Raw genomic sequence first — 22,394 nt, forward strand, 5'->3', positions numbered from 1 at the left:
TACGGTCATGGATTTTATTGTCTTATTAGTAATCTGGTCTTAAGACACCTGTTACAGTTGCCTTAGTTGCTTCGTAGTCGCCATCTACGACAACCTTGATAATGCGTTTGGCATCTTCTTCTGGTGCTGGAACAAGAGGTAGACGAGTTGGTCCAGCTGCAAATCCCATATAGTTGAGAACTGCCTTAACAGGAGCAGGACTTGGATAAGAGAAGAGGGCATTGACTTTAGGAATGAATTTACGCTGAATAGCTGCGGCTTTCTTCATGTCGCTTTCTGCAATGGCAGTAAACATCTCGTGCATCTCATCCCCATTTGTATGAGAGGCAACAGAAATAACCCCATCCGCACCAAGGTTCATGGCATGGAAAGCATCTCCATCCTCACCTGTATAAATCAAGAACTCCTCTGGCTTGTGCTCAATCAAGTAAGCCATATTGGCCAAGCTAGTACATTCTTTAACACCGATGATATTTGGATGGTCAGCCAAACGAAGCATGGTTTCTGGAGTCAATTCGACAACCACACGTCCTGGAATGTTATAGATAATAATCGGTAGGTCCGAAGCATCTGCAATTGCTTTAAAGTGCTGGTACATTCCTTCTTGAGAAGGTTTGTTGTAGTAAGGTACGATAGCAAGTCCAGCAGCAAAACCGCCAAATTCTGCTACTTCTTTGACAAACTCGATCGAGTCACGCGTATCATTGGTACCCACACCCGCAATCAAAGGAACACGTCCATTGACAATCTTTTGTACAGCCGCAAAGAGTTCCAACTCCTCATCGTGGGTCAAGGTCGGACTCTCAGCAGTCGTTCCAGCTAGAAGAATGCCGTCTGTATGATGGGTCAATAAATGCTCAATCAAGGCTGGAATGGCATCAAAGTTGATGGAACCGTCCTCGTGAAAGGGGGTAATAAAGGCTGTGATGATTTTACACTCTTTTAAATCTTGATAAGACATGAAAACACCTCTCTATTTCAAAGAAGGAGTTCATCTGAACTCCTAAATTATATGACTATTTTAATTCAAATTTCAATTCAGCTGTTGGACGAACCAATCCACGTTCGTGCAAAGTTTCTGCAATCTGAACTGAGTTCCAAGCAGCACCTTTGAGAAGGTTATCTGAAACAACCCACATGTGGATTCCTTTTTCAGCATCCAAGTCTTTACGGATACGACCAACAAAGGTATCACGTGAACCCACGGCATTGATGGCTTGCGGATAGATTTGATGAGCTACATCATCTTCAAGAACAGCACCTGGGAAGGCTGCGATAGCTGCTTTCACTTCTTCAATTGGAGCCACTTCTTTTGTTTCGATATAAACAGACTCAGAGTGAGCTGATAAGACTGGAATACGAACACATGTTGCTGAAACGGCAATACTATCATCTTCCATGATTTTCTTAGTTTCCTTAGTCATCTTCATCTCTTCATAAGTGTAATCATTGTCAGTGAAGACATCAATTTGTGGAAGAGCATTAAAGGCGATAGGATAATGTTTCTTGTCACCACCTGAAGGCAAGATTTCGGCATGCAAATCACGTGGGGTTACACCATCATTCAAGACTTCACGAAGTTCACGTTGTGTCTCAAGAATTGCTCCCATACCAGCACCTGAAACTGCTTGGTAAGTTGAAACAATGATACGGTCCAAGCCCCATTTTTGGCAAACTGGCTCAAGAGCCACCATCATTTGAATTGTTGAACAGTTAGGGCAGGCAATGATCCCATTGTGGGCATCAAGTGCGTGAGCATTGACCTCTGGAACAACCAAAGGAACGTCTGGATTTTGACGGAAGTAAGATGTATTATCTACTACTACCGCTCCAGCTTTAACTGCGTATGGTGCATACTTAGCTGATGTCGAACCACCTGCTGAAAAGAGAGCAATATCAACTCCCTCAAAAGCTGTCTCAGTCGTTTCTTCAATCGTAATATCTTGGTCTTTAAATTTCAAAGTCTTGCCTGCTGAACGTGCAGAAGCAAGTAAACGAATTTTATCGATTGGAAGTGTTGATTCTTCCAACATTTTTATCATCTGAGCACCGACAGCACCTGTCGCGCCGACTACAGCAACTGTATATCCCATAAATAACCTCTTTCGGAATTTTCTAAAAATTTCTATAATAGAAGTATTATACTACTTTTTCCATGAATTGCAAAGCTTTTTTATCATTTTTTGAAAAATAAAAATCCCCAGTCGCTAGACCAAGGACTAAGAGGCATCTTCATGTGATAAGCAGGTTCACACAACTCATCAAGGTCCGCTCCTGCGTTATGACCTCCTTATGCTCAATAGTAGTCCGAAGACTACCTATCGACTCATCGCATATTCTATATTACTAGAGATACTTGATTTTGTCAATAAGAAATTTTTTCGATCGAGTATAACAAAAAACTCTCGTATTCAAGAGTTTCCCTATACATATCATGCTAATTGCCGGGATTGAACCGGCGACCTCATCCTTACCATGGATGCGCTCTGCCAACTGAGCTAAATCAGCTTACTTAAGTAAGTATACTATAATCAGAAAAACTTGTCAAGTTTTCTTAGAAATTTTCCATAAGAAAAAGCCAGGTAAAGGCTACCCAGCTTGTCCTGTTCTATTTGCTTAAATCGATTCGACGACCAATTTTACCGATAATAATCGCTCCAATAATCAATGAGGCAAATTCACCAATTCCTGTTGTAAACCAAGTAAGGAAAAATGGTAATTCTGCTACAATATTTAACTCTGCAGCGATGGTAAACATGGAAATTGAAAAGAGGATTGAAAAGAAGAAATGATCTTTTCGAATCAATCCGTTAAAGAGGTAATCCTTGCTGTATTTTGCAAAAAGCCAAACACCTAAACTGAGGAATACCAAGGTTGATCCACCACCAACAAAGACATCTAGGAGTCCGAAGCTAAAGAAATTAGCAATCATACAACCGATAGTAACTCCGATGATGTACTTAGGATTGTAAAAAGCCATAAAGTTCATCATTTCTGAAATACGAAACTGATAAGCACCATAGCTGATGGCATTTAGGGGCGGTGTGACAGTCAAAACGACGTAGATAGCAGCGACGATTGCAATATCTGCAACATCACGAATAGTTAATTTTTTCATCTTTTCTCCTTTGGCGGTTGCCCGCGTGTAATATGCTTGGTGAAAGAAGCTAAGCACCAAGGGTTGCTTTATTCAACCCTACTAGTATAGCACAATAGCCTGCTTTATGCTATACTTAACACATGAAAATTCCTATTCAAAAATTTTTTAACAATGAAATCTTAGCCTATCTCTTTTTTGGCCTTGCAACAACTCTAGTTTCGATTCTCTCGCGATTGGTCATTTATCAACTAAGTCATCAGGAACTTCTTGCTACTGCCCTAGCAAATATTATCGGTATCCTCTTTGCCTTTATCACAAATGATACGATTGTATTTAAGCAAGCAAGGAAGAATCGGCTTATCCGTTTAGTGAAATTTTCTCTTGCTCGCCTTTCTACTTTTCTGTTAGACTTGTTTTTAACTTTTCTCTTTGTAACCCAATTTCCTCACATCATAGGTCAATTCGTAAATGAAAACATTGATAAGATAAATGCTATTGAAACAATAATTGCACAAATACTCATTATTATCATCAATTATATCTTGAGCAAGATCTATATTTTTAGAAAATAATGCTCCATTTATGAGCCTTTTAATTGCCTTCTATAATGATTTAGGATACAATAAAACACGAAACATTGAAAGGAAAACAGTATGTTAAAAAATCTAAAATCGTTCTTGCTTCGAGGAAATGTTATTGACCTTGCTGTCGGTGTTGTCATTGCCTCTGCTTTTGGTGCTATCGTTACTTCACTTGTAAACGACATTATCACTCCTCTTATTTTAAATCCCGCTTTGAAAGCTGCTAAAGTTGAACGTATCGCCCAACTTTCTTGGCATGGAGTCGGCTATGGTAACTTCTTAAGTGCTATTATCAATTTTATCTTTGTGGGTACCGCCCTCTTCTTTATTATCAAGGGCATTGAAAAAGCACAGAAACTCACTGGTATAAAGGAAGAAAAAACTGACGAAAAAAAACCAACCGAATTGGAAGTCCTTCAAGAAATCAAAGCCCTTCTTGAGAAAAAATAATCGATTAAAAGGATCTAGCGCAAAGCTGAATCCTTTTTTCTTTACTCTTTGGGTAACTTGCCTGCTTTTTCAAGCATTTTTTTGAGAAGATAAGGCATCTTAACATTCTCCCGCCCTTTTTTCTCAATCAGTTTTTTCACAAATTCTGGCATTTGTAAATCTTCAGATTCAGCCAAAATGTTTTTCGTCTCGTCTGAAGGAACTAACTCATCAAAGGTCTCTTCTTCTGGGAGAAATTCCTTAAACTCTTGATATTCATTAGCTCTGACTGTATTAACCAAGGCACCAATCAAGCGAGAATCCGTATTGGGCATTGGTGGACGATGGTAGTTGACACCCAATTCCTGACACAAGTCATAACATTCCACATCATTATCAAACAAGACTTCAATATGCTCGCTAATGAAGCTGATAGGAACAAAAATATAATGGTCTGGATGTTCTGTCTGTTCTCTGAGATACTCCAAAACATCTGGCTTAATCCATGGAATCCCAATATCACTCTCACTCTGCCAGGTATTGGTATATTGTTCTGAACTCAAGCCTAGTTTTTCAGCTACTAGCTTGCTATTTTCGAAAATTTGATCGATATAGGGATCACCAAAATCCAAGGCAAAATGGGCACACTGTGGGCTGAAAAGATGACTTTAAAGCTATCCTGCTTTACTTCTTCTTTTAAAATCTTAGCAATTTCATCTGCCCAATAGTTTAAGAGCTCTTCTTCCTGATACCAGTCCTTAATGACCAAAAATTGAATTTGCTTGCTTTCTAAAAATTTCTCATAACCCATGACAGAGTAAAAAGAATAATGAGGCTCCAAAATCAGGCAAATACACTGCTCAATGCCGTCTGCTTCCATCTGACCAATTACATCTGGAATAAAGGGACTGGAAAACTTATTGGCAAAATAGACACTATATTCATTTCCTAGCCTAGCTTCTACCAAGGCAACCTCTTCACGAGTAATTCTTTGCAGAGGCGTGCCTCCAATTCGTACATAATTATCATAGAGAGTTTGAATCTCATGGTCTTGAGGTCTCACTCCACGACGAATATTTGTGAAAAAATCAGCTACACCTTCAAAGGTAATCTCTTCTGGTGAACCGAAGGTCATCATTAAAATTGCTTTTTTCATGACTGCTTCCTTGTGATGTTTTTATCAAGTTTATTTTATCATTAATTCATCGATAAGTAAACGCTAACATAGGGACATTCTCAATCTTCTGTCTTTTGTTTTTCTCTTCTTTCTATGATACAATGGAAAAAATAAATTCAAAAGGAGTTTTTTATGACTTATCCAAATCTCTTGGACCGCTTCTTGACCTACGTTAAGGTCAACACGCGCTCTGATGAACACTCTACTACTACTCCAAGTACACAGAGTCAGGTTGACTTCGCAACCAATGTTCTGATTCCTGAAATGAAACGTGTTGGACTGCAAAACGTCTACTACCTTCCAAATGGTTTTGCGATTGGTACCTTGCCAGCCAATGATTCATCTTTAACACGTAAGATTGGTTTCATTTCCCACATGGATACTGCTGATTTTAATGCCGAAGGAGTTAATCCTCAGGTAATTGAAAACTACGATGGTGGTGTGATTGAACTTGGAAATTCTGGTTTCAAACTCGATCCAGCTGACTTCAAGAGTCTTGAAAAATATCCAGGACAAACACTCATCACAACAGATGGAACAACCTTGCTAGGAGCTGATGATAAGTCTGGTATTGCTGAGATTATGACTGCCATCGAATATCTAACTGGTCACCCTGAAATCAAACACTGTGAGATTCGTGTTGGTTTTGGTCCAGATGAAGAAATCGGTGTTGGTGCTAATAAATTTGATGCAGAAGATTTTGATGTGGATTTTGCCTACACAGTAGATGGTGGTCCACTAGGTGAACTTCAGTACGAGACCTTCTCAGCAGCTGGTGCTGAATTGCATTTCCAAGGACGCAATGTCCACCCTGGTACTGCCAAAGGGCAAATGGTCAACGCCCTTCAACTAGCAATTGATTTTCATAATCAACTTCCAGAAAATGACCGACCTGAGTTAACTGAAGGTTACCAAGGTTTTTACCATCTAATGGATGTGACAGGTAGTGTTGAGGAGGCGCGTGCAAGCTACATCATTCGTGATTTTGAAAAAGATGCCTTTGAAGCGCGTAAAGCATCCATGCAATCTATCGCTGATAAGATGAATGAAGAACTTGGGAGCGACCGTGTCACTCTCAACTTGACAGACCAGTACTACAATATGAAAGAAGTCATTGAAAAAGATATGACTCCAATTACCATTGCCAAAGCCGTTATGGAAGATTTGGGTATCACTCCTATAATCGAACCAATCCGTGGAGGGACAGACGGCTCTAAGATTTCCTTTATGGGAATCCCAACCCCTAATATCTTTGCGGGAGGAGAAAATATGCACGGTCGTTTTGAATACGTCAGCCTTCAGACTATGGAACGTGCAGTTGATACAATCATTGGTATCGTAGCTTATAAAGGCTAAAAAGACGAGGTAGCTCAGCTACTTCGCCTTTCTTTTTATTCTGCTGGTTTTTCTTAGCTTCCAGTACTTGTTGTAGATTCTGTTGTTACCTTTTCTGAAGCTGGTTCAGCAGGTTTAGAATCTCTTGCGTTGCTCGGTTTGTTTTCGTCGCTAGCAGTTTCGCTGTTAGATTCTGTAGTTGCGTTTGGTTGGTTCTCAGCACTGGTGTTATCACCATTTGCTTCAGCATTTCTTGCTGGACTTGTTTCTTCACTTGCGCTAGCTTTTGACTGGATTTGATGATTCAAGCTTTTGCCGATTCAAGTAAAGCTGTTTTGTCTTTACTATTAGCAGAAAGTTGATCTAATAATGCATCCACCTTATCAAAGTCCGCATCAGATCCATTATTACTTTCTAAATAAGAGTGAAGCGACATGAGAATATCGTAGAGTTTTTGATAGAGTACAAGTGTCTGAGAATCTTGCTCAGCATTTTCCTTTTCTTGTTGAAGGGCGCTAGCGATACGAGTCAAAACATCTTTTACCTGACTGTTTACTTCATCCAAGTCTGCATCAGCCTTGTTTGTGGCAGCTTTTAGATTTTCTACTTCTTCTGCCAAGGATTGTCTGATTCCTTCTTCATGGATTTGTTCCAAGAGTTGATTTGCCTTGTTCAAAAGACTTTCTACTTCTTCCTTGCTATCTGTCGCAGATTATTGGTTGCTATCTACCATGTACTCCTAAAACAGGAGAGTTATAATCCAAGATTACAAGGCCTTACAGAAATAAGAAATCCAGATAAGACAATGTTCGTCCAAGACGCTATTCGCTTCGCACAGCAGCACGGATTCAATATGCTTTAATTTTAAAGTTTAGGTGTCAAGACCTCTTTTTAGTGTGCCCAAAATTTAGAGAAGTAATCAATCAACTAACTTTTATTTTTTTCAAACTTTCAGTAAACTGACCTAAAGCTAACTCAGTCTGTCTTTGTTCAATAGGCTTGTCTTTGTAGATACTTCTGCTGTCAGCTAGAAGTTGATCTACTTTTGCTAAAACTGTTTTCTCATCAAAGGCCCCAGGCTGATAGTTGGATTTCAGGGCTGGAATCTTGTTTTTCAAGGCTACTTCATAGCCCTTAGTTTGAACCTTGATGTAGTGATTGTGGTCTCCGTAACTCATGACAAAACCTGATTCATCTTCAGCTATAATACGATTAGCATCAAATCCGTATCCATCTTCTTCATGTTTCTCATGTGAAGTTCCTGGATTGATTGGAAGAGATGGAGAAGGTGTTGCTAGACTATTGTTTGGAAGAGTCGGTTGCCCAATTTGATTTGATTTTGGAATGTAATGGAAATGATCACCATGTCTTACAATATAAGCTATAGCCGTTTCTTCAATGATATCTTTTGGATTAAAAATATAACCATCAGATACTGAAGAGAGCTCCTTACTTGTCGTTAAAGAAGAAGGATTGCTTGAAAGACTGCCTAGACTAGACACTACTTCATTAGGTTTTGCATTTGTAGAAACTGTAGAACCAGTTCCACTGATAGACACCATTCTGGCAATCTTTTCTTCTAAGGCAGAAAGCTTGCTGTAAGGAATAAAGTGGTAATGGTCGCCATGCGGAATCGCAACTCCATTTGGTGTAAGACTGATAATCTTAGCAGGGTCAAAGACCAAGCCATCTGATTCACTGTAACGTTGGGCTCTAGGTGAATCATAGAGTTCCTTCAAAAGACTCTGGAGATTTTCAGATTTATTTGCTGGCTTGCTAGTTGATCCTTTTGCTACAGATTGCGTGTTATTGTCACTAGCTGTTGAAGAATAGCTTAACTGACTCGGTTGCATATTTTTTCCAGCCAGATGTGCTTTAGCTGCTGCTAATTCACTAGCAGATAAATCGCTTTTGGGAATGTAGTGATAGTGATCTCCATGAGGAACGATATAAGCATTACCCGTATCTTCGATAATATCAGCTGGATTAAAGACATAGCCATCATTTGTCGTATATCGTCCCTGAGACCTTGCTACAGCAACATTAGAGTTAACCTTCTCATTATCTTTGACATGTTCTTGTTTTTGACGATTGATTTCATCTTTGGTTCGAACATTATCAGCATGAGCTACATCTTTCAGGTAGACATAATATTTTCCATCGTCCTTGATGATACAACCACCCTTGACTTCATTGACAATATCAGCGTCTTTAAGTTGATAGTTTGGATCCTTCATCAAGAGTTCTTCACTAAAGAGGGCATCATAAGGAACTTTCCCATTATAGTAATGATAGTGGTCACCGTGTGACGTTACATAGCCCTGACCTGTAATTTTGATTACAATTTGCTCAGCCTGAATTCCTTCTTTCTGGCTAACCTGGTCTGGTGTCAAGTTTTCACTTTTCTGACTTGACTGGCTGCCATCCACATAAGAGACACGATTATTGTCCTTATTTTCCTGCGAACGATGCTGGTTTTGTGCATAGGCACATAGACTCAAGGATACGATAACAGCTGATCCAGCTGCTATATATTTTTTACTGAATTTCATAAATCCCTCATTTCAATAAATGATGAAGCTTTTTCTTAACTTCTTTTTTCTCGGTTAAACAATTTTTCTAAACCGCTTATTTAACCATTTAATTAACCAGTAAATAGTTTACTATTTAAAATTATAGAGAAATGAAATAAGAATAGGACAAATTGATCAGGACAGTCAAATCAATTTCTAACAATATTTTAGAAGTCAAGGTGTACTATTCTAGATTCAATCTATTATACTTCTGTCAAGTTTCTGTTACTTTCTTCTAAAAAAGAGAAGCAACACGAAAGGTTACTTCTCCATAAAATATGCTTCATTCTTTTTACTACTGTATAGGAGTCGGTTGACTCTCTTTTAACAAAGCCAAGAGCCTATCTAATTCTGCTGAAATAGTGTTACTGTCTTTCGTTCCGAAAAGAAGACTGCTGTTTAGACCAGACAATGTCTCCATAGCATTTTGGCGAGTACGAGAATCTGTTACTTTTTCTAGCAAGGTCTCCGCCTCTGCTATCTTAACGTCAATAACAGAACGCTCTACTTGTGGAACTTCATCCTCATCTGTAGTATCTTCAGCTTCTTCCTCTGTCTCTTCCGCATCAGTGCTTGGTCTATAAAGATTATCTGCTGAAGGATTTAAACCAGCGTGATTCTCTTTTTCATCAGATTCAGAATGAGTTGGCTCACTTACTTCATCATGTTTCTTATCTTCATCAGGTTTACCGTTTTGGTCTGCCTTATTTTTACGAACATGGTCGCTAGCATTACCCCAACCATTATCTGAATGAGGACGTTGGTCAGGATGTTCAACGTAGTATTTCACTGTCGCAAATAAATCTTCTAAGGTATAGCCTTCAGGAGCTGAGTAAAGTCCTTCATCAAACCATGCAAACTTAAGGTTATGATAGTGATCAAAGTGAGGAATTATAAAGTGACCATTTTGTACAGCTACAGTATACTGTAAATGATTCGGTATTTTTTCTAATGGTACCTTTTTCTCAGCTTTTACGCGGTTATAGATAGCTTCTGTCCCTGTTGCCTCTGGTTTTGCTTCTGTTGCTTCAGTAGAATTTGGAGCTTGTAAGCCTTTTTCTTTAGCATAAGCCTGAGCTGCTGCTCTTTCAGCTTCAGATAAGCTGTCTTTTTTAATCCAGTGGCTATGGTTCAAGTGTGGAGTGACGTAGGCATTTCCTTCATCACTTTCAATATCATGCTCATCAAAGATATAGCCATCCTCTGTTGTATATTTACCTGCTAATTTCGCTAATTTAATTTCATCGTCTGTATAGGCAATTTGAGCATTTGGTTTGCCAAGTCGCTCTGGATGGGTAATTGGTGCTAGGAATGCCAATAAATCATCTACCAATTTTACTTTATTAGAAGATTCATCATTCAAGCGCTCTGCTAATTTGTCTAAAGTTTGGAAATCAGAAACGCGACCTTTATTTTCAGACAAGGCTTTATGAGTCTGGGTTAACAGATTGTAGGCTTTATCATAAAATTCTTGGTCACGAGAAGCGACATTTTCTTTTTTAGCAACTAGAGCATGTGTCTCTTGAGTTTTCTTAGACAAGAGATTTTCAATAGCATCAATCTTATCCTTAGCCAAGTCTTTAGCAAAAACATAGTGACTGACACCAGCAATTTCCACAACATATCCTTCCCCAACTTTTCTAACAACCTGTTCTACTGTAAAATCAGTTTGTTTTTTCTCAGTTGATGGTTGAGCTTGCGGTTTTGGTGCTGGTTTCAAATAATTCATTCCCGGCAAGACTGCACCATTTTGTCCCTTAATAGCTATCATACGAGCCAATTTTTCTTCCAAAGGTGACATTTGTGAATAAGGGATAAAGTGATAATGGTCTCCGTGCGGTACAGCAACACCATTAGCTGTACGATTTGTTATTTGTGCCGGGTCAAATACTAGTCCATCCGATTCTACATGGCGTTCTGATAAGGGTTTAGCATACAATTCACGTAAAAGGCTTGGAATGTCTTCCCCTTGATTTTGATGATAAGTTGGGCTGACAGTCAAATTGTGGTTCTCTGACAAGCTTGGTTGAGCTGGATTTGCATTATGACTAGAACTTGAAGAAGGACGAGACCCCTGCTTCCCATTCCAATAGGCTTGGGCTGCAGCCAATTCTCCTGCAGACAAATCACTCTTAGGAATATAGTGAAAATGATTTCCATGCGGTACAACAAAAGCGTCACCTGTATCTTCAATCACATCTGTTGGACTAAAGACATACCCATCATCCGTTGTATAGGCTCCTCCAGTTGCTCTATTCGGTGCCTGCGTATTGAGATTAAAGTTTGCTTTAATGGCTGAACTTGGTTTCGCAGGACTGCTTGGTTTCGTATTATCAGAATGCTTTTGAACTGGCTGACCTCCAATTGGTAGATTTCGAGCCAATTTTTCTTCCAAGGCAGACATTTGCGAATAAGGAATGAAATGGAAATGATCTCCGTGAGGTACTGCCACACCATTTGCAGTACGTTTTGTAATCTGTGCTGGGTCAAATACTAATCCATCAGACTCCACATGACGTTGGCTAAGTGGCAAAGCGTACAATTCTTGAAGGAGACTAGCTAAATCCTCATTTTGACTCTCAGGAGTTGTTGTAAGATTTTGAGGAGTTTCAGATGGACTCGTTCTCACACTAGATCTTGTTTCTCCCCTGCTAGAACGATATTCAACCGTACTTAATTGACCGCCTTTTCCAGATAAGAAGGCTTGGGCAGCAGCTAATTCACTGGCAGACAAATCACTCTTAGGAATATAGTGGAAGTGATTGCCATGAGGAACAATATAGGCATCGCCTGTATCTTCAATGATATCAGAGGCATTAAAGATATAACCATCATCCGTTGTATAACGTCCTTGGGCTCTGGCTGCAACTACCGCCTGATTGTTTGAACCGCCACCGTGATTACTACTATGTTCCTGCTTCTGACGTTTAATCTCTTCTTTTGTCCGAATATTATCCGCATGGGCTGCATCTTTAAGGTAAACATAGTATTTTCCGTCTACCTTAATCACATAGCCACCCTTGATTTCATTGACAATGTCTGAATCCTTCAACTGATAATTCGGATCTTTCATGAGAAGTTCTTCACTGATGATGGCATCATAAGGAACCTTGCCATTATAGTAATGATAATGGTCTCCATGAGAGGTCACATAACCTTGATCCGTAATCTTGATAACAATTTGTTCGGCGTTGATCCCCTCTCTCTTACTGACTTCATCTGGTGTCAAATTTTCTGCCTTTTGACCAGCCTGATCACCATCTATATAAGAAACTCGATTAGACTCTTTCTTATCCTGACCAGCTTGGTAACGTCCAAGCTCATAGGAACAAACACTTAGGGCAAGGACTGCCACTGAACCTGCTAGATATTTTTTATTGATTTTCATTCTTTCCTCACTTTAATTCTTCTGCTAGAATACTCATATTTTCTTCAAGATTTTCTAAATAGGTCTTGTCATTTTGTGGGTCTGACTCTAAAGGATTCAGAGTTTTAAGACCCACACCTGTTGATTTGACAAGAGTTTCAGCTACTTTTGAAGAAGCGTTACTTTCTGTAAAAATCGTTTTAACCTTATAGGTTTTAACAAATTCCTGAATTTCTGTTAGTTGTCTTGGACTTGGTTCTTGTTCCGGAGAGATACCTGCAATACCAAGTTGATTGAGTCCAAATCGCTTAGCTAAATAAGAAAAGGCTGTATGTTGTGTTACAAATGTTTTCTGAGTCGCTTTTTCAAATTTAGGCTGGAATTTCTTAGTCAATTCTTGAGCTTTTTTGATAAAGGCTTGCGCATTTTTTTGGTAAGTTTCTTTATGCTCACTATCCGCCTCCGAAAGCTTATCAGCGATAATCTGAGCTTCTTCACCAGCTTTTTCAGGATCTAGCCAAGTATGAGGATCGTAGAGCGTTTTTTCATCAACTCCATCCCCTGCTTCCACATCTTCTAGCCCTGGGACGCGGTCTAAAGTCATTCCCTCTGAAGCCTCTAAAACCTTCACTTTGGATTTTTTTAGATTGGGATCTAAACTTCCTGCCCAAGATTCGAGTGTATGAGAATGGTAAACAAAGACATCTGCATCATAGATGGCTGCGATATCATTTGCCGAAGGTTCAAAGGAGTGAATCCCACTACTTGACTGAATCATCCGAACATCATTCAAGTCACCAGATACTTCCTTAACCATAGCGTAGATAGGATAAAAACTGGTCACAATTTTCATCCCCTTTCCTGTCTGACTTTCCTTTTGACTACAGGCTCCTAGCAATAAAAGAAAGACACTTAACAAGACTAAAAATAAATTTTGTTTCTTCATGAACAACTCCTTAACTGTTTAATTAACTAGTAAACATTCTACTCCTAAAAACTTAATCTGTCAAGATATTTTTAGAAAAAATTTGAAATTTCTTTCACATATAAAAATCTGCTGAGTTTCAACAACTCAACAGATTCTCACTTTATATACTCAATGAAAATCAAAGAGCAAATTAGGAAGNNAAACATGTTTTTGAGGTTGTAGATGAAACGGACGAAGTCAGTAACCATACATACGGCAAGGCGAAGCTGACGTGGTTTGAAGAGATTTTCGAAGAGTATTATTCTTCTATGGTAGAATGCTTATAACCATAAGTGAAGTAAATAATACTTCCTATCAACAAAGCAACTAGGAAAGCAATCCAAGTTTCCATATTATACTGCAACATGAAGGATAGACAAATGATGATTGATAAAATCGGTAATAAGGGTACCAATGGTGTTTTAAATTCGCCTGCTTTGGGCATTCCTTTTTCTTTCCGTAAGCGAATCAGACCATAAGCCAGCATAATCAAGTAGGCTAAGGTACAAATATTTAAGAAGGCTGCGATACTAGCAAGAGGGAACATTCCTGCTGCTACTGCTGAAGCTAGACCTGTTAAAATAGTAGCATTCTTTGGTACCTTGCTAGTCTTCGTTAGTTCTTTAAAGGCGGCAGGCATTAAGCCATCGCGCGCTAAACTGTAAATCATACGCGATAGGGCATAGGTCATCGAGATACAAACTGTAATCAAGGTCAAGATAGCCACTAATGACACATAGTTGGCTGCCCAACTGATCCCAACGCTACGAAGGGCAAAGGCAACGGCATCATTGACATTTAAATGACTATAGTGAACCACACCAGTCAAAACAAGGGTCACCAAGGCATAGAGAATGGTTACGATAGAAAGCGATAAGACAATCCCTCTAGGAATATTTTTTTGAGGAATCTTGACCTCATCTACAGCCATAGAGATGGATTCAAATCCCAAAAAACCGAAGAACATTAAGGAGGCACCAGCCATAATACCAGTACTAGCACCATAGATTTGTCCAAAACCATAAGGAGCAAAATTACTCCAATTATCAAGTTTGATATGCCAAATTCCTACTAAAACAAAGAGAGCTAAAGCCGAGAATTTCAAAATAACTAGAATAGAATTAAAGCGTAAGGCTGCTTTAGCATTGAGTAAAACAAGCGAGGTCACCAATACCAAGACAAGAATAGGCAATAAATCAACAAATGTCCCTGCTTGAGGATTAAAGGTACCATTTAAAGGCTGAGGAAGGGCTATCCCGTATTGAGAGAGCAAGCCTTTAAAATAAGCTGCCCAACCCGAAGCTACGCCTGATATGGCTGTCATGAACTCCATCATGGTTAACCAACCAGCCAACCAGGCTGGGAATTCTCCTAAAATAGCATAGAGATAACTGTAGGCACCACCTGTAGCAGGTACTCGTGAAGCAAATTCTGCAAAAAAGAGGGCTGATAATCCCACACACAAGGCAGAAATGACGATTGAAATCACTAGGGCTGGACCAGCAAGTGTGGCAGCTGCAGTACCTGTAATTGTAAAGATGCCTGTCCCTACCATGGCTCCGATACCCAGCAAAATCAAATCCCATAACTTCAAATGCCTGTGCATCTCCGTTTTATCCAAACTTACATTCTTTGTTCTAAATATATTCATATTTCTTCTCCAAATAAAATGATGATTCTATTTTACCATAAATATAGGAGATTTGTGACTATTTATAAAATATTTTTCTAAAAAAAAATCTGACTACATCTTGTAATCAGATTTTTATCGATTCTAGTTCATTTCTTTAAATGCTGCTTCTGCATCCGCATTACTGATAGCACCAAATTGAATCTTTCCAATCTTTCCTTGACTATCAATTAGGTATTCTGTAGGAATGCTTCGAATTTGATAAGCTTGGAAGGTTGTTGCTTTAGTATCATAAAGAACTGGGATATCTTTATATCCTTGTTCTTGGAACCATTGTGGGAATTGATCAACAGTTTTTTCACCTTGAATTCCTGGTGCAATGACACTAAGAATTTCGAAATCGCGATCTGGTTTTGCAGCTAATTCCATCAACTCAGGCATACTTTTCTTACATGGACCACACCAGGAAGCCCAAAACTTCAAGTAAACCTTTTTACCCTTAAAATCAGATAACTTGACTTCTTTACCATCCATGGATTGCAAGGTGAAGTCTGGAGCATCTTTCCCAACAGCAATTTGCTGTACAGGCGTTTCTTGTTTTGGCTGTTGTGGGGCTTGAGTTTTTTTAGTTGCTTCCTCACCACAGGCCATCAATACAACTAATGACAAGAGACTTAAGCCAGCAAACATTACTTTTTTCATCATTTTCTCCTTTATTCAAAAATTCCAGCTAGAACATTTACTTGTCCTAATAGTAACAAAATTCCCATTAAAATAATGAGGAAACCACCAATTTTCTTCATTAGCATCATATGACGTTTGATTTTACTAAAATAAGGCATGACTAGACCTGAAGCTAGAGCCAAGACCAAGAAAGGAAGAGCCATCCCCAGAGTGTAAATAAGAGTATAGATAGCACCTTGCCAAGCTCCATTGCCTCCAGAAGCCGCAAGCGCTAAAACAGAACTTAAAACTGGACCAATACAAGGCGTCCAACCAAAGCTAAAGGTAATACCGAGTAAAAAGGCTGACCAATAACGATTGGCTTCTGATTTCTTAAAAGTAAAGCTTTTTTGAACCTCTAATTTCTTAAAATGAAAAATTTCCATCTGGTGAAGTCCCAAAATGATAATAATTGTTCCCATAACATATCGAAACCAATTTGCATAGAGAATATGACCAAAGTAACCAGCACCAAAGCCTAGAATAAAGAAAATGAGTGAAATACCTGCGATAAAGCAAAGTGTTCGAATCAAGCCTGACCAGAGAACCTTTCTCCCAAATAAAGAAAAGCTTTTTGCGCTTTCCTGATCATCCAATAAAATCCCAGCATAAACAGGTAACAGAGGAAAAATGCAAGGGGAAAAGAAGGACAAAATCCCTGCTAAAAAAACGGAGATTGAAAATACTATCGTTTCCAATAAAGGACCAACTTTCTTAAGATTTCTAATCCTATTTTACTATATTCAATTTTATTTGTAAGCTTTCTGCTACGCAAAATCGTATCGGGCACTATTGGACCAATCTTTTCTTTTGCTAGTCAAGGCGGATCTTATCCCCCAAAATAGCCAAAAAGCAACGACAAGGGTTACTCGTCGCTGCTTTTGTGAACGAAAATGTCTTTTAGATCTGACATTTCATAAATCAAGTTTTACTTGAGTTTGGCAAGGATTACTTTAAGCTCCTCTACTAGTTTAGCTTCTGTCTCTGCTGAGCCATTTTCCTCTTTCACGAAATCAAGGGTTTCTTGGAGAAGGTTTTGGGCTTTAGCAAGGACTTTTTTATCTACTTTTTCTGCATCTAGCTGTCCAAGAACTTTTGTCAATTCCGTGCTTAATTGCTGGATTTCTGACTCTTTCTTACGGCGAACCAACCAGAAGGCAATCACACCTAGAAGGGCGAGTAGACCGACTACAATCACTCCTGCTGGAACTGAGTTTGTTTCAGTCATCTTATCTGAATCCTTACTATCTTCCGTTCCTTGTTTGGCATCTTTCTTGTCCTGTGCAGGCTTGCTGTCGCTAGCATTTGCTTTCACATCTTTGAGAGAGTCCAAGGCAGCCTTCACAGACTCTACTGCAGTACGTAGACCTTGCTCTGTCAAGGCACTATCTTCCAGAGCTTTTTGAGCATCTAGGAGGACCGCCTTGGCTGCATCGATTTTCGGATTAGATACTGTTGCCAAAGCTTTCAAGCGTTGGTCTAACTCTTGAGTCAAGGCACGAAGTTCAGACTTGTCAACTTGCTCTTGAGCTGGAGCTTGCGTGCTCGTTGAGCTAACTGAAGGACTTGCTGCCGCTCTAGGTGCTTGAGTCGGAGCTGGAGCAGGACTTGCAGGTTGACCCGAAGCAGTTGGTTGAGACGGTTGTGGAGCTGGCTCAGATGGAGCTGTTGGAGTCTCAGTAGCTCCTTGGTCTGGCTGAGTAGGAGTAGAAGGTTGCGATGTTACGTTATACGAATCGGGAATTGGATAATATCGTTTTGATGGCAAGCTGACTGGTGTTGAAGAAGCACTAACTTCACTATTACCATGTTTAGCTGTCGCACTTACTTGAGTTCCTGCACTAGCCGCATTATGGGAAATTGTAACAACACCACTTACTCCATCAATGCTGACACCTGATTTTGTTGGTGTTAGGCTCCAGCTTGACCCTGATTTCGTAGCTACAACTTTGTCGCTTCCAATGCTAATTTCTACATGGTCTGCATTCGCACTTGGTGTTACCGTTACATTGGCATTCGCTTCGCTAGAGGCAACTGTTGGTTTTTCAGGTGTTGCTTCTTTAACTACTGGTGCTGTCGCTCTTCTTTCATCACTAAACCAGGAACCACGTTCTCGTGGATTACCATCGTTTACGTTATTATTTACTTCGATAACAGTGAGCGCTCTAAATTTATCTGTTCCTATCTTATTAACTCCAGGCTTATAATCAGACTGGGTAATAGTAATTTTGCGTGCAGAACCATCCCCATCATTATTAGGAGATATATCTTTAGAGGCAAGTATATTATAACCTTCCGGATAAGCTAATCCATCCGGACTCCCTCCATAATTAGAAATATCCGAACCTCCGGTTACCAAATATACTTTCATCTTTGCGCCATTAGGTAATTTAGGAACATAAGGAATTGTCACATCAATATTAGGTTTTTCATTAGCTTTACCTGCTAAGCTCGGGACACTTGCATCTGTACTATCATTTGGTGTATTAATAGTCGGCTTCTGAAAAGGGAGATAGTATCCAAATTGTGTCGTCTGACTACCACTTGAAGTAGTTACTGTTACATTCAATAAATACTGACCCCTGCGCGGAGTAGTTCCGTCGAAAGTCAAAGATGCTTCACTCCCATTGACAGAAGATGCGACCTTTAAACCCATGTTTTCATGACCAGTTACAGATATGCTAGTAATTTTCTCATGATTTGATTTAGCACTAATTTTCAAAATATTACCAAATACTCTATCTCCACCTGGTACTACTAGTATATTAGAAACTTCTATTTGTTTACGTACTGCATTCCATCTCCCAATTGTTAATCCTGTTATATTCCGTCTTTTTCTTACATGAACTCCTCTTTCCTCAGAATTTTCCTCACTATCATTTTTTGACATCATCACTTGATTACCATCCAGTAACTTGTGAGCTTTTTCGACAAGTTCTCCAGAAATCTTTCCGTCGTCTGAAAGTCCTAACTTTTCGTTGATAGTATCGGCTAAGTTTTTAAAAGCTACTGCAGACTCAGGATTAGATTCTTTCAATCTTTTAGATGCATCTATCAATTTATCATATAACTGATACCCGTCTTCTTCTTGAGATTGCTCTGTCTTATCTTCTCTATTAGCTTCTTCTTTGATAATTGAGGATTTTTCTTCCAACTCTGGTTGTACTTCTTTTTTATCTTTTTCTACCTCGGACACAGTAGATAATTCACCAGATACAGGTTTAACTACACCATCAACTTTTTCATCACCTTTATTCTCTACTGTTGACTTAGCTTTTCCTTCACTATCTTTAGATGAAGTTCCTGGCTCTTTTTTCTCTGTCTCTTGAGTGTTTGGTTTAGCTCCTTCTTGTTCTACGTTAAGATTTTGATTGCTTGTATCTGATGGCGGTAAGACAGATGGATTCCCAGTGTTGCCATTTCCATCCTGACTGACCACTTCTGTATTTACTTCCGCCGCCTGGACTTCTGTCGCTGGATTAGCTATAAAAAAGACAGACCCTAGCAAGACTGAGACTGCTCCAATTGAAAACTTGCATATAGAAAAGCGTTGGCGCTCATTCATTTTAAACTGTTTCATGGTTTTTTACCTTTCTTTCTACCCTGTCTTTGCTCCTCTAGCCATGGTCATGCAGGCATCAACTCGCAATAAAAACAGGAAAACATGACCTTTTTTCATCTTAAACAAATGACAAAAAGCCCAGTGTTTACTAATACTTCATTATATCAACTTAGTTCCCTTCCTTCAACCTCACTTTGTTTTAGAAAATCGATGATTATATATATATGCATGTTGCTTATTTTAAAGGATTTAGAGGCTCCTTATTTGAAAATTTAGTATATTTTTCGTTATTTTCAGAAATTTTAAATTTATATGACATTCAAAAGAAGCTGTTCGTCTTGCTATCTATCGCCAGCAAGAACTATCCTAGACTCAGCAAATAAAAAAAACAGGCTCTCCGAAAAATACTTACCTATCATGGGAGGAACAACCGTTCCTCTTTTTTATTACTAAAATTCAAAGAATTCCAGAGCTTTTTTCAAGAGCAAATCCGTATATTCTGGATCTTCTTGGGCTACTTCTATTTCCCACTGAACCTTTTCCAAATCATCTGTAATCACTCCATCTACTCCTAAGTGAAGAGATTTGCTGATAGCTTCTGAATCATTGACAGTCCAGACATAAAGTTTCTGGTCCGTTGTCCATAGTTTGCTTACAAAATATTCATCCAAGGTCGAGTACTCCATAGTATATCCTGTCGCTCTTGTTTTAGGAAAGACAGAATTGTAGGGCATGATGAAATAAACTGGCAGTTCGGCATCATACTGTCTTACTTTTTCAACAACATGGTAGTCTAAAGACTGGATTTGATGCCCATAAATCTTGAGCTTTGCAGCATAACGGGCTAAAAAGCGGTCCATCATGTCTGGACTATCTTTTTTACTGGTTTTGATTTCAATTAGTAATTTTTGACCAAGTTCGTTGGCTCGACTGAGATAGTCTTCAAAGCTTGAAATTTTAGTCTGGTAGCCATTTTCAAAAATATCAATCCCTTTAAGCTCCTCCAAGTTTAAGTCTTGAGGACTTTTATTGATACCTGCTAGATTTTTCAAGTTAGCATCATGCATCATGACAAACTGCCCATCTTTTGTTTCCTGCACGTCCGTCTCCACCAAGTCTGGTTTGAGTTGTGCTGTAGTTTCTAAGGATTCTACTGTATTTTGAATCCCATTTGCATTGGAAACCCCTCGGTGAGAAATAAGCTGAGGTAGATGAACCATGGGAGCCTCCAGATAAATATAACCTTCTAAGGCAAAGAAAAGACTGGCACAAGTCATGACTCCCCATCGCATGATGTGATCTTTTTCTCTCCGAGGAAGCATATCCAGCTCCTTTCCTGTCAAAAATGAAACAAATTTAACCAAAAAGTAAGTCAGAGCCATATAATAAAGATTTTTAATCACAACAAAATTCAAAATACCAAGAATCAGAGACTCTCTCTGAGTGATGTCATCTACCAAAGTTTGAGCCAATAACAAAGGAATCAAAGGAAGATAAAATAATAAATTTGCCTTGAGCAAGATATAAAATAAATTCCAAGCATAAAAAGCAACTCTTTTCTTGGTTTTCTCCAAGCTAAACATCACTGCTTCTCGAACAGTCAGCTGATCATATACAATCTTCGGAAGGGCAAACATCAATCTGACAGAGACATAGAGAAAGATAAGAGATAGAAGTAGGATGCTCAGCCACCACATCCAATATTTATCTTCTAAATAATCTTGGATAAACTCTGGAATGACGATTTTATTGAGATAATAAATCTTCAGCATTTTCCGTATAAAAGGAAAAAGCATAGCTATATAGAAAAAGATAAACAAGGCTTTAGCACAAGTTAGCTTTTTCATAAATCCAAAACTTTCATGGAAAACCTTGCGGATATACTCAATTAGCCTTCGCTTTTCATGATAGAGGAGATGACGAGCACCAATAAAGAGGAGTCCTATTTGAAAATAAGCAACCAGAAGGTTAATGACAATCAAGGCTAAAAAAGCTAGACTAATCAATGGAGAATGAGTAAGGATGGCTAAGACATTGTTATAGGAAATAAAAAGATAACCTGTCTGATCTAATAAGAAACTAGCCAACCATGAATTGAATGGGACCCACAAATACTCCACTATCATAAAAATCAAGAAAAATAGAAAGAGGATTTTATCAAGATTGAGGTAAATCTGTTTAAAACCCAATTTTTTAGGTTTTTCAGGTTTCATAGGCACTCCTAGTCAAATAATTGAGATAAGTCCAAGCCACCAAAAGGATTGTTTGATAGGCTACTTTCCGTCTCTAACAATTCTCTAGCTTGATCTGATTCTAGGAAGTACTCGTAAACACGCGCCGTCATCCGAGCATCTTCTAAACTATTATGGGACTGTCCTTGAAATCCGAGAAATGAGGCAACAGTTTGCAATTTGAGATTGGCAATACCATGTAAATCCGAACTCCGACGTTCAAAAGCTTCATCATACAGATCCACCTTGTACTGCTGGCTGTAGTCTAAACCATGCTCTGCTAGAATAGGCAAATCACTTTTAGCAGCATTATATCCAACCATGGGTAAAGAACCCACAAACTCTTGGAAATCTTTTATAACTTTCTCCACTGGAGGGGCATCTTTTAAGGTCTCAGCCGTAATCCCTGTCAAACCATTGATAAAACTCTTTAGAGGTACACTGGTATGGACATAGGAATCATAGGCATCGATTTCCTGACCATCTCTAAAACGCACTGCCGATACTTGAATCAGGTGTGTTTGTCCTTCGTGCTGATTAAATTCTAAATCGAAAGCAATGTAATCTTCTAATCGTTCCATTTTCTACCTCTCCTATACTGTTATTTTATACTCTTCGAAAATCTCTTCAAACCGCGTCAGCGTCGCCTTACCGTAGATATAGTTACTGACTTCGTCAGTTTTATCCGCAACCTCAAAAACATGTTTTGAGCTGACTTC

Annotated in this window: 14 protein-coding genes, 1 tRNA gene, 6 pseudogenes and 1 riboswitch; of the genes and pseudogenes, 4 read left to right on the forward strand and 17 right to left on the reverse strand. The window is 38.9% G+C overall.

The window, feature by feature from the left end; all coding sequences use genetic code 11:
- Positions 1 to 25: 25 nt before the first annotated feature.
- From dapA to HT723_RS05205, 4 genes are all read right to left on the reverse strand, one after another.
- Complete coding sequence (dapA, locus tag HT723_RS05190; protein ID WP_172934781.1) at positions 26 to 961, reverse strand: 4-hydroxy-tetrahydrodipicolinate synthase; 936 nt, start codon at positions 959 to 961, stop codon at positions 26 to 28.
- Positions 962 to 1,016: 55 nt separating this feature from the next.
- On the reverse strand, positions 1,017 to 2,093 hold the full coding sequence (locus tag HT723_RS05195; protein ID WP_172934782.1) for an aspartate-semialdehyde dehydrogenase: 1,077 nt from the start codon (positions 2,091 to 2,093) through the stop codon (positions 1,017 to 1,019).
- A 342-nt stretch (positions 2,094 to 2,435) separates the two neighbouring features.
- Positions 2,436 to 2,508, reverse strand: a tRNA-Thr gene (locus HT723_RS05200).
- Positions 2,509 to 2,608: 100 nt separating this feature from the next.
- Complete coding sequence (locus HT723_RS05205; protein ID WP_000737071.1) at positions 2,609 to 3,118, reverse strand: QueT transporter family protein; 510 nt, start codon at positions 3,116 to 3,118, stop codon at positions 2,609 to 2,611.
- A riboswitch (PreQ1 riboswitch) is annotated at positions 3,116 to 3,212 on the reverse strand. (Overlaps the previous gene by 3 nt.)
- Positions 3,213 to 3,240: 28 nt before the next feature.
- On the opposite strand from HT723_RS05205, the gene HT723_RS05210 reads away from it, so the two are divergent.
- On the forward strand, positions 3,241 to 3,672 hold the full coding sequence (locus HT723_RS05210; protein WP_023940672.1) for a GtrA family protein: 432 nt from the start codon (positions 3,241 to 3,243) through the stop codon (positions 3,670 to 3,672).
- An 81-nt stretch (positions 3,673 to 3,753) separates the two neighbouring features.
- Complete coding sequence (mscL, locus tag HT723_RS05215) at positions 3,754 to 4,131, forward strand: large conductance mechanosensitive channel protein MscL (protein ID WP_000916792.1); 378 nt, start codon at positions 3,754 to 3,756, stop codon at positions 4,129 to 4,131.
- Positions 4,132 to 4,172: 41 nt separating this feature from the next.
- Here the strand turns inward: mscL and hemH are convergent.
- Positions 4,173 to 5,266, reverse strand: a pseudogene (hemH, locus tag HT723_RS05220) (ferrochelatase).
- Between the two features lie 153 nt (positions 5,267 to 5,419).
- Here hemH and pepT point away from each other — a divergent pair.
- Positions 5,420 to 6,643, forward strand: a complete 1,224-nt coding sequence (gene pepT / locus HT723_RS05225; protein WP_172934783.1) for a peptidase T — start codon at positions 5,420 to 5,422, stop codon at positions 6,641 to 6,643.
- A gap of 53 nt (positions 6,644 to 6,696) precedes the next feature.
- Here pepT and HT723_RS05230 read toward each other — a convergent pair.
- Positions 6,697 to 7,322, reverse strand: a pseudogene (locus tag HT723_RS05230) (HIT family hydrolase); the annotation flags it as partial.
- On the opposite strand from HT723_RS05230, the pseudogene HT723_RS11815 reads away from it, so the two are divergent.
- Positions 7,320 to 7,484, forward strand: a pseudogene (locus tag HT723_RS11815) (IS110 family transposase); the annotation flags it as partial. The pseudogenes HT723_RS05230 and HT723_RS11815 overlap by 3 nt on opposite strands.
- Positions 7,485 to 7,773: 289 nt before the next feature.
- Here the strand turns inward: HT723_RS11815 and phtE are convergent.
- The 11 genes and pseudogenes from phtE to HT723_RS05290 all read right to left on the reverse strand — a co-directional run.
- A pseudogene (gene phtE, locus HT723_RS05240) lies at positions 7,774 to 9,174 on the reverse strand (pneumococcal histidine triad protein PhtE); the annotation flags it as partial.
- A gap of 316 nt (positions 9,175 to 9,490) precedes the next feature.
- Complete coding sequence (locus HT723_RS05245; RefSeq protein WP_172934784.1) at positions 9,491 to 12,583, reverse strand: pneumococcal-type histidine triad protein; 3,093 nt, start codon at positions 12,581 to 12,583, stop codon at positions 9,491 to 9,493.
- A 7-nt stretch (positions 12,584 to 12,590) separates the two neighbouring features.
- Positions 12,591 to 13,508, reverse strand: a complete 918-nt coding sequence (gene adcAII / locus HT723_RS05250; RefSeq protein WP_172934785.1) for a zinc-binding lipoprotein AdcAII — start codon at positions 13,506 to 13,508, stop codon at positions 12,591 to 12,593.
- Between the two features lie 280 nt (positions 13,509 to 13,788).
- Entirely contained in the window at positions 13,789 to 15,180 is a 1,392-nt protein-coding gene (locus HT723_RS05255) for an amino acid permease (protein WP_119919545.1), read from the reverse strand.
- 123 nt (positions 15,181 to 15,303) lie between these two features.
- Positions 15,304 to 15,861: a thiol-disulfide oxidoreductase-associated lipoprotein SdbB gene (gene sdbB, locus HT723_RS05260; protein WP_172934786.1), complete on the reverse strand. Its 558-nt coding sequence runs from the start codon at positions 15,859 to 15,861 to the stop codon at positions 15,304 to 15,306.
- Between the two features lie 11 nt (positions 15,862 to 15,872).
- Positions 15,873 to 16,580, reverse strand: coding sequence for a thiol-disulfide oxidoreductase-associated membrane protein CcdA2 (ccdA2, locus tag HT723_RS05265; RefSeq protein ID WP_172930704.1), 708 nt, complete (start codon positions 16,578 to 16,580; stop codon positions 15,873 to 15,875).
- 230 nt (positions 16,581 to 16,810) lie between these two features.
- Positions 16,811 to 17,227, reverse strand: coding sequence for a transmembrane domain-containing protein (locus HT723_RS05270; RefSeq protein WP_025170644.1), 417 nt, complete (start codon positions 17,225 to 17,227; stop codon positions 16,811 to 16,813).
- Between the two features lie 27 nt (positions 17,228 to 17,254).
- Positions 17,255 to 17,452 (reverse strand): annotated as a pseudogene (locus HT723_RS05275) (hypothetical protein); the annotation flags it as partial.
- A gap of 1,930 nt (positions 17,453 to 19,382) precedes the next feature.
- Positions 19,383 to 19,462, reverse strand: a pseudogene (locus HT723_RS11550) (YSIRK-type signal peptide-containing protein); the annotation flags it as partial.
- Between the two features lie 431 nt (positions 19,463 to 19,893).
- A complete protein-coding gene (locus HT723_RS05285; protein ID WP_172934787.1) occupies positions 19,894 to 21,657 on the reverse strand; it encodes a glycerophosphodiester phosphodiesterase in 1,764 nt (587 codons plus the stop codon).
- An 8-nt stretch (positions 21,658 to 21,665) separates the two neighbouring features.
- The gene (locus HT723_RS05290) at positions 21,666 to 22,256 is read right to left on the reverse strand and encodes a 3'-5' exonuclease (protein ID WP_138704508.1); all 591 of its coding nucleotides are present in this window, start codon (positions 22,254 to 22,256) and stop codon (positions 21,666 to 21,668) included.
- Positions 22,257 to 22,394: the final 138 nt, after the last annotated feature.

Origin of the sequence: Streptococcus sp. 2106 (assembly GCF_013277315.1) — a bacterium.
Classification (GTDB): Bacteria; Bacillota; Bacilli; order Lactobacillales; family Streptococcaceae; genus Streptococcus; species Streptococcus pseudopneumoniae.

What these genes read in the sequence shown, in the direction of transcription:
- dapA (WP_172934781.1), bottom strand. Translation starts at nt 961, where the DNA reads ATGTCTTATCAAGATTTAAAAGAGTGTAAAATCATCACAGCCTTTATT.
- HT723_RS05195 (WP_172934782.1), bottom strand. Translation starts at nt 2,093, where the DNA reads ATGGGATATACAGTTGCTGTAGTCGGCGCGACAGGTGCTGTCGGTGCT.
- HT723_RS05205 (WP_000737071.1), bottom strand. Translation starts at nt 3,118, where the DNA reads ATGAAAAAATTAACTATTCGTGATGTTGCAGATATTGCAATCGTCGCT.
- HT723_RS05210 (WP_023940672.1), top strand. Translation starts at nt 3,241, where the DNA reads ATGAAAATTCCTATTCAAAAATTTTTTAACAATGAAATCTTAGCCTAT.
- mscL (WP_000916792.1), top strand. Translation starts at nt 3,754, where the DNA reads ATGTTAAAAAATCTAAAATCGTTCTTGCTTCGAGGAAATGTTATTGAC.
- pepT (WP_172934783.1), top strand. Translation starts at nt 5,420, where the DNA reads ATGACTTATCCAAATCTCTTGGACCGCTTCTTGACCTACGTTAAGGTC.
- HT723_RS05245 (WP_172934784.1), bottom strand. Translation starts at nt 12,583, where the DNA reads ATGAAAATCAATAAAAAATATCTAGCAGGTTCAGTGGCAGTCCTTGCC.
- adcAII (WP_172934785.1), bottom strand. Translation starts at nt 13,508, where the DNA reads ATGAAGAAACAAAATTTATTTTTAGTCTTGTTAAGTGTCTTTCTTTTA.
- HT723_RS05255 (WP_119919545.1), bottom strand. Translation starts at nt 15,180, where the DNA reads ATGAATATATTTAGAACAAAGAATGTAAGTTTGGATAAAACGGAGATG.
- sdbB (WP_172934786.1), bottom strand. Translation starts at nt 15,861, where the DNA reads ATGAAAAAAGTAATGTTTGCTGGCTTAAGTCTCTTGTCATTAGTTGTA.
- HT723_RS05285 (WP_172934787.1), bottom strand. Translation starts at nt 21,657, where the DNA reads ATGAAACCTGAAAAACCTAAAAAATTGGGTTTTAAACAGATTTACCTC.
- HT723_RS05290 (WP_138704508.1), bottom strand. Translation starts at nt 22,256, where the DNA reads ATGGAACGATTAGAAGATTACATTGCTTTCGATTTAGAATTTAATCAG.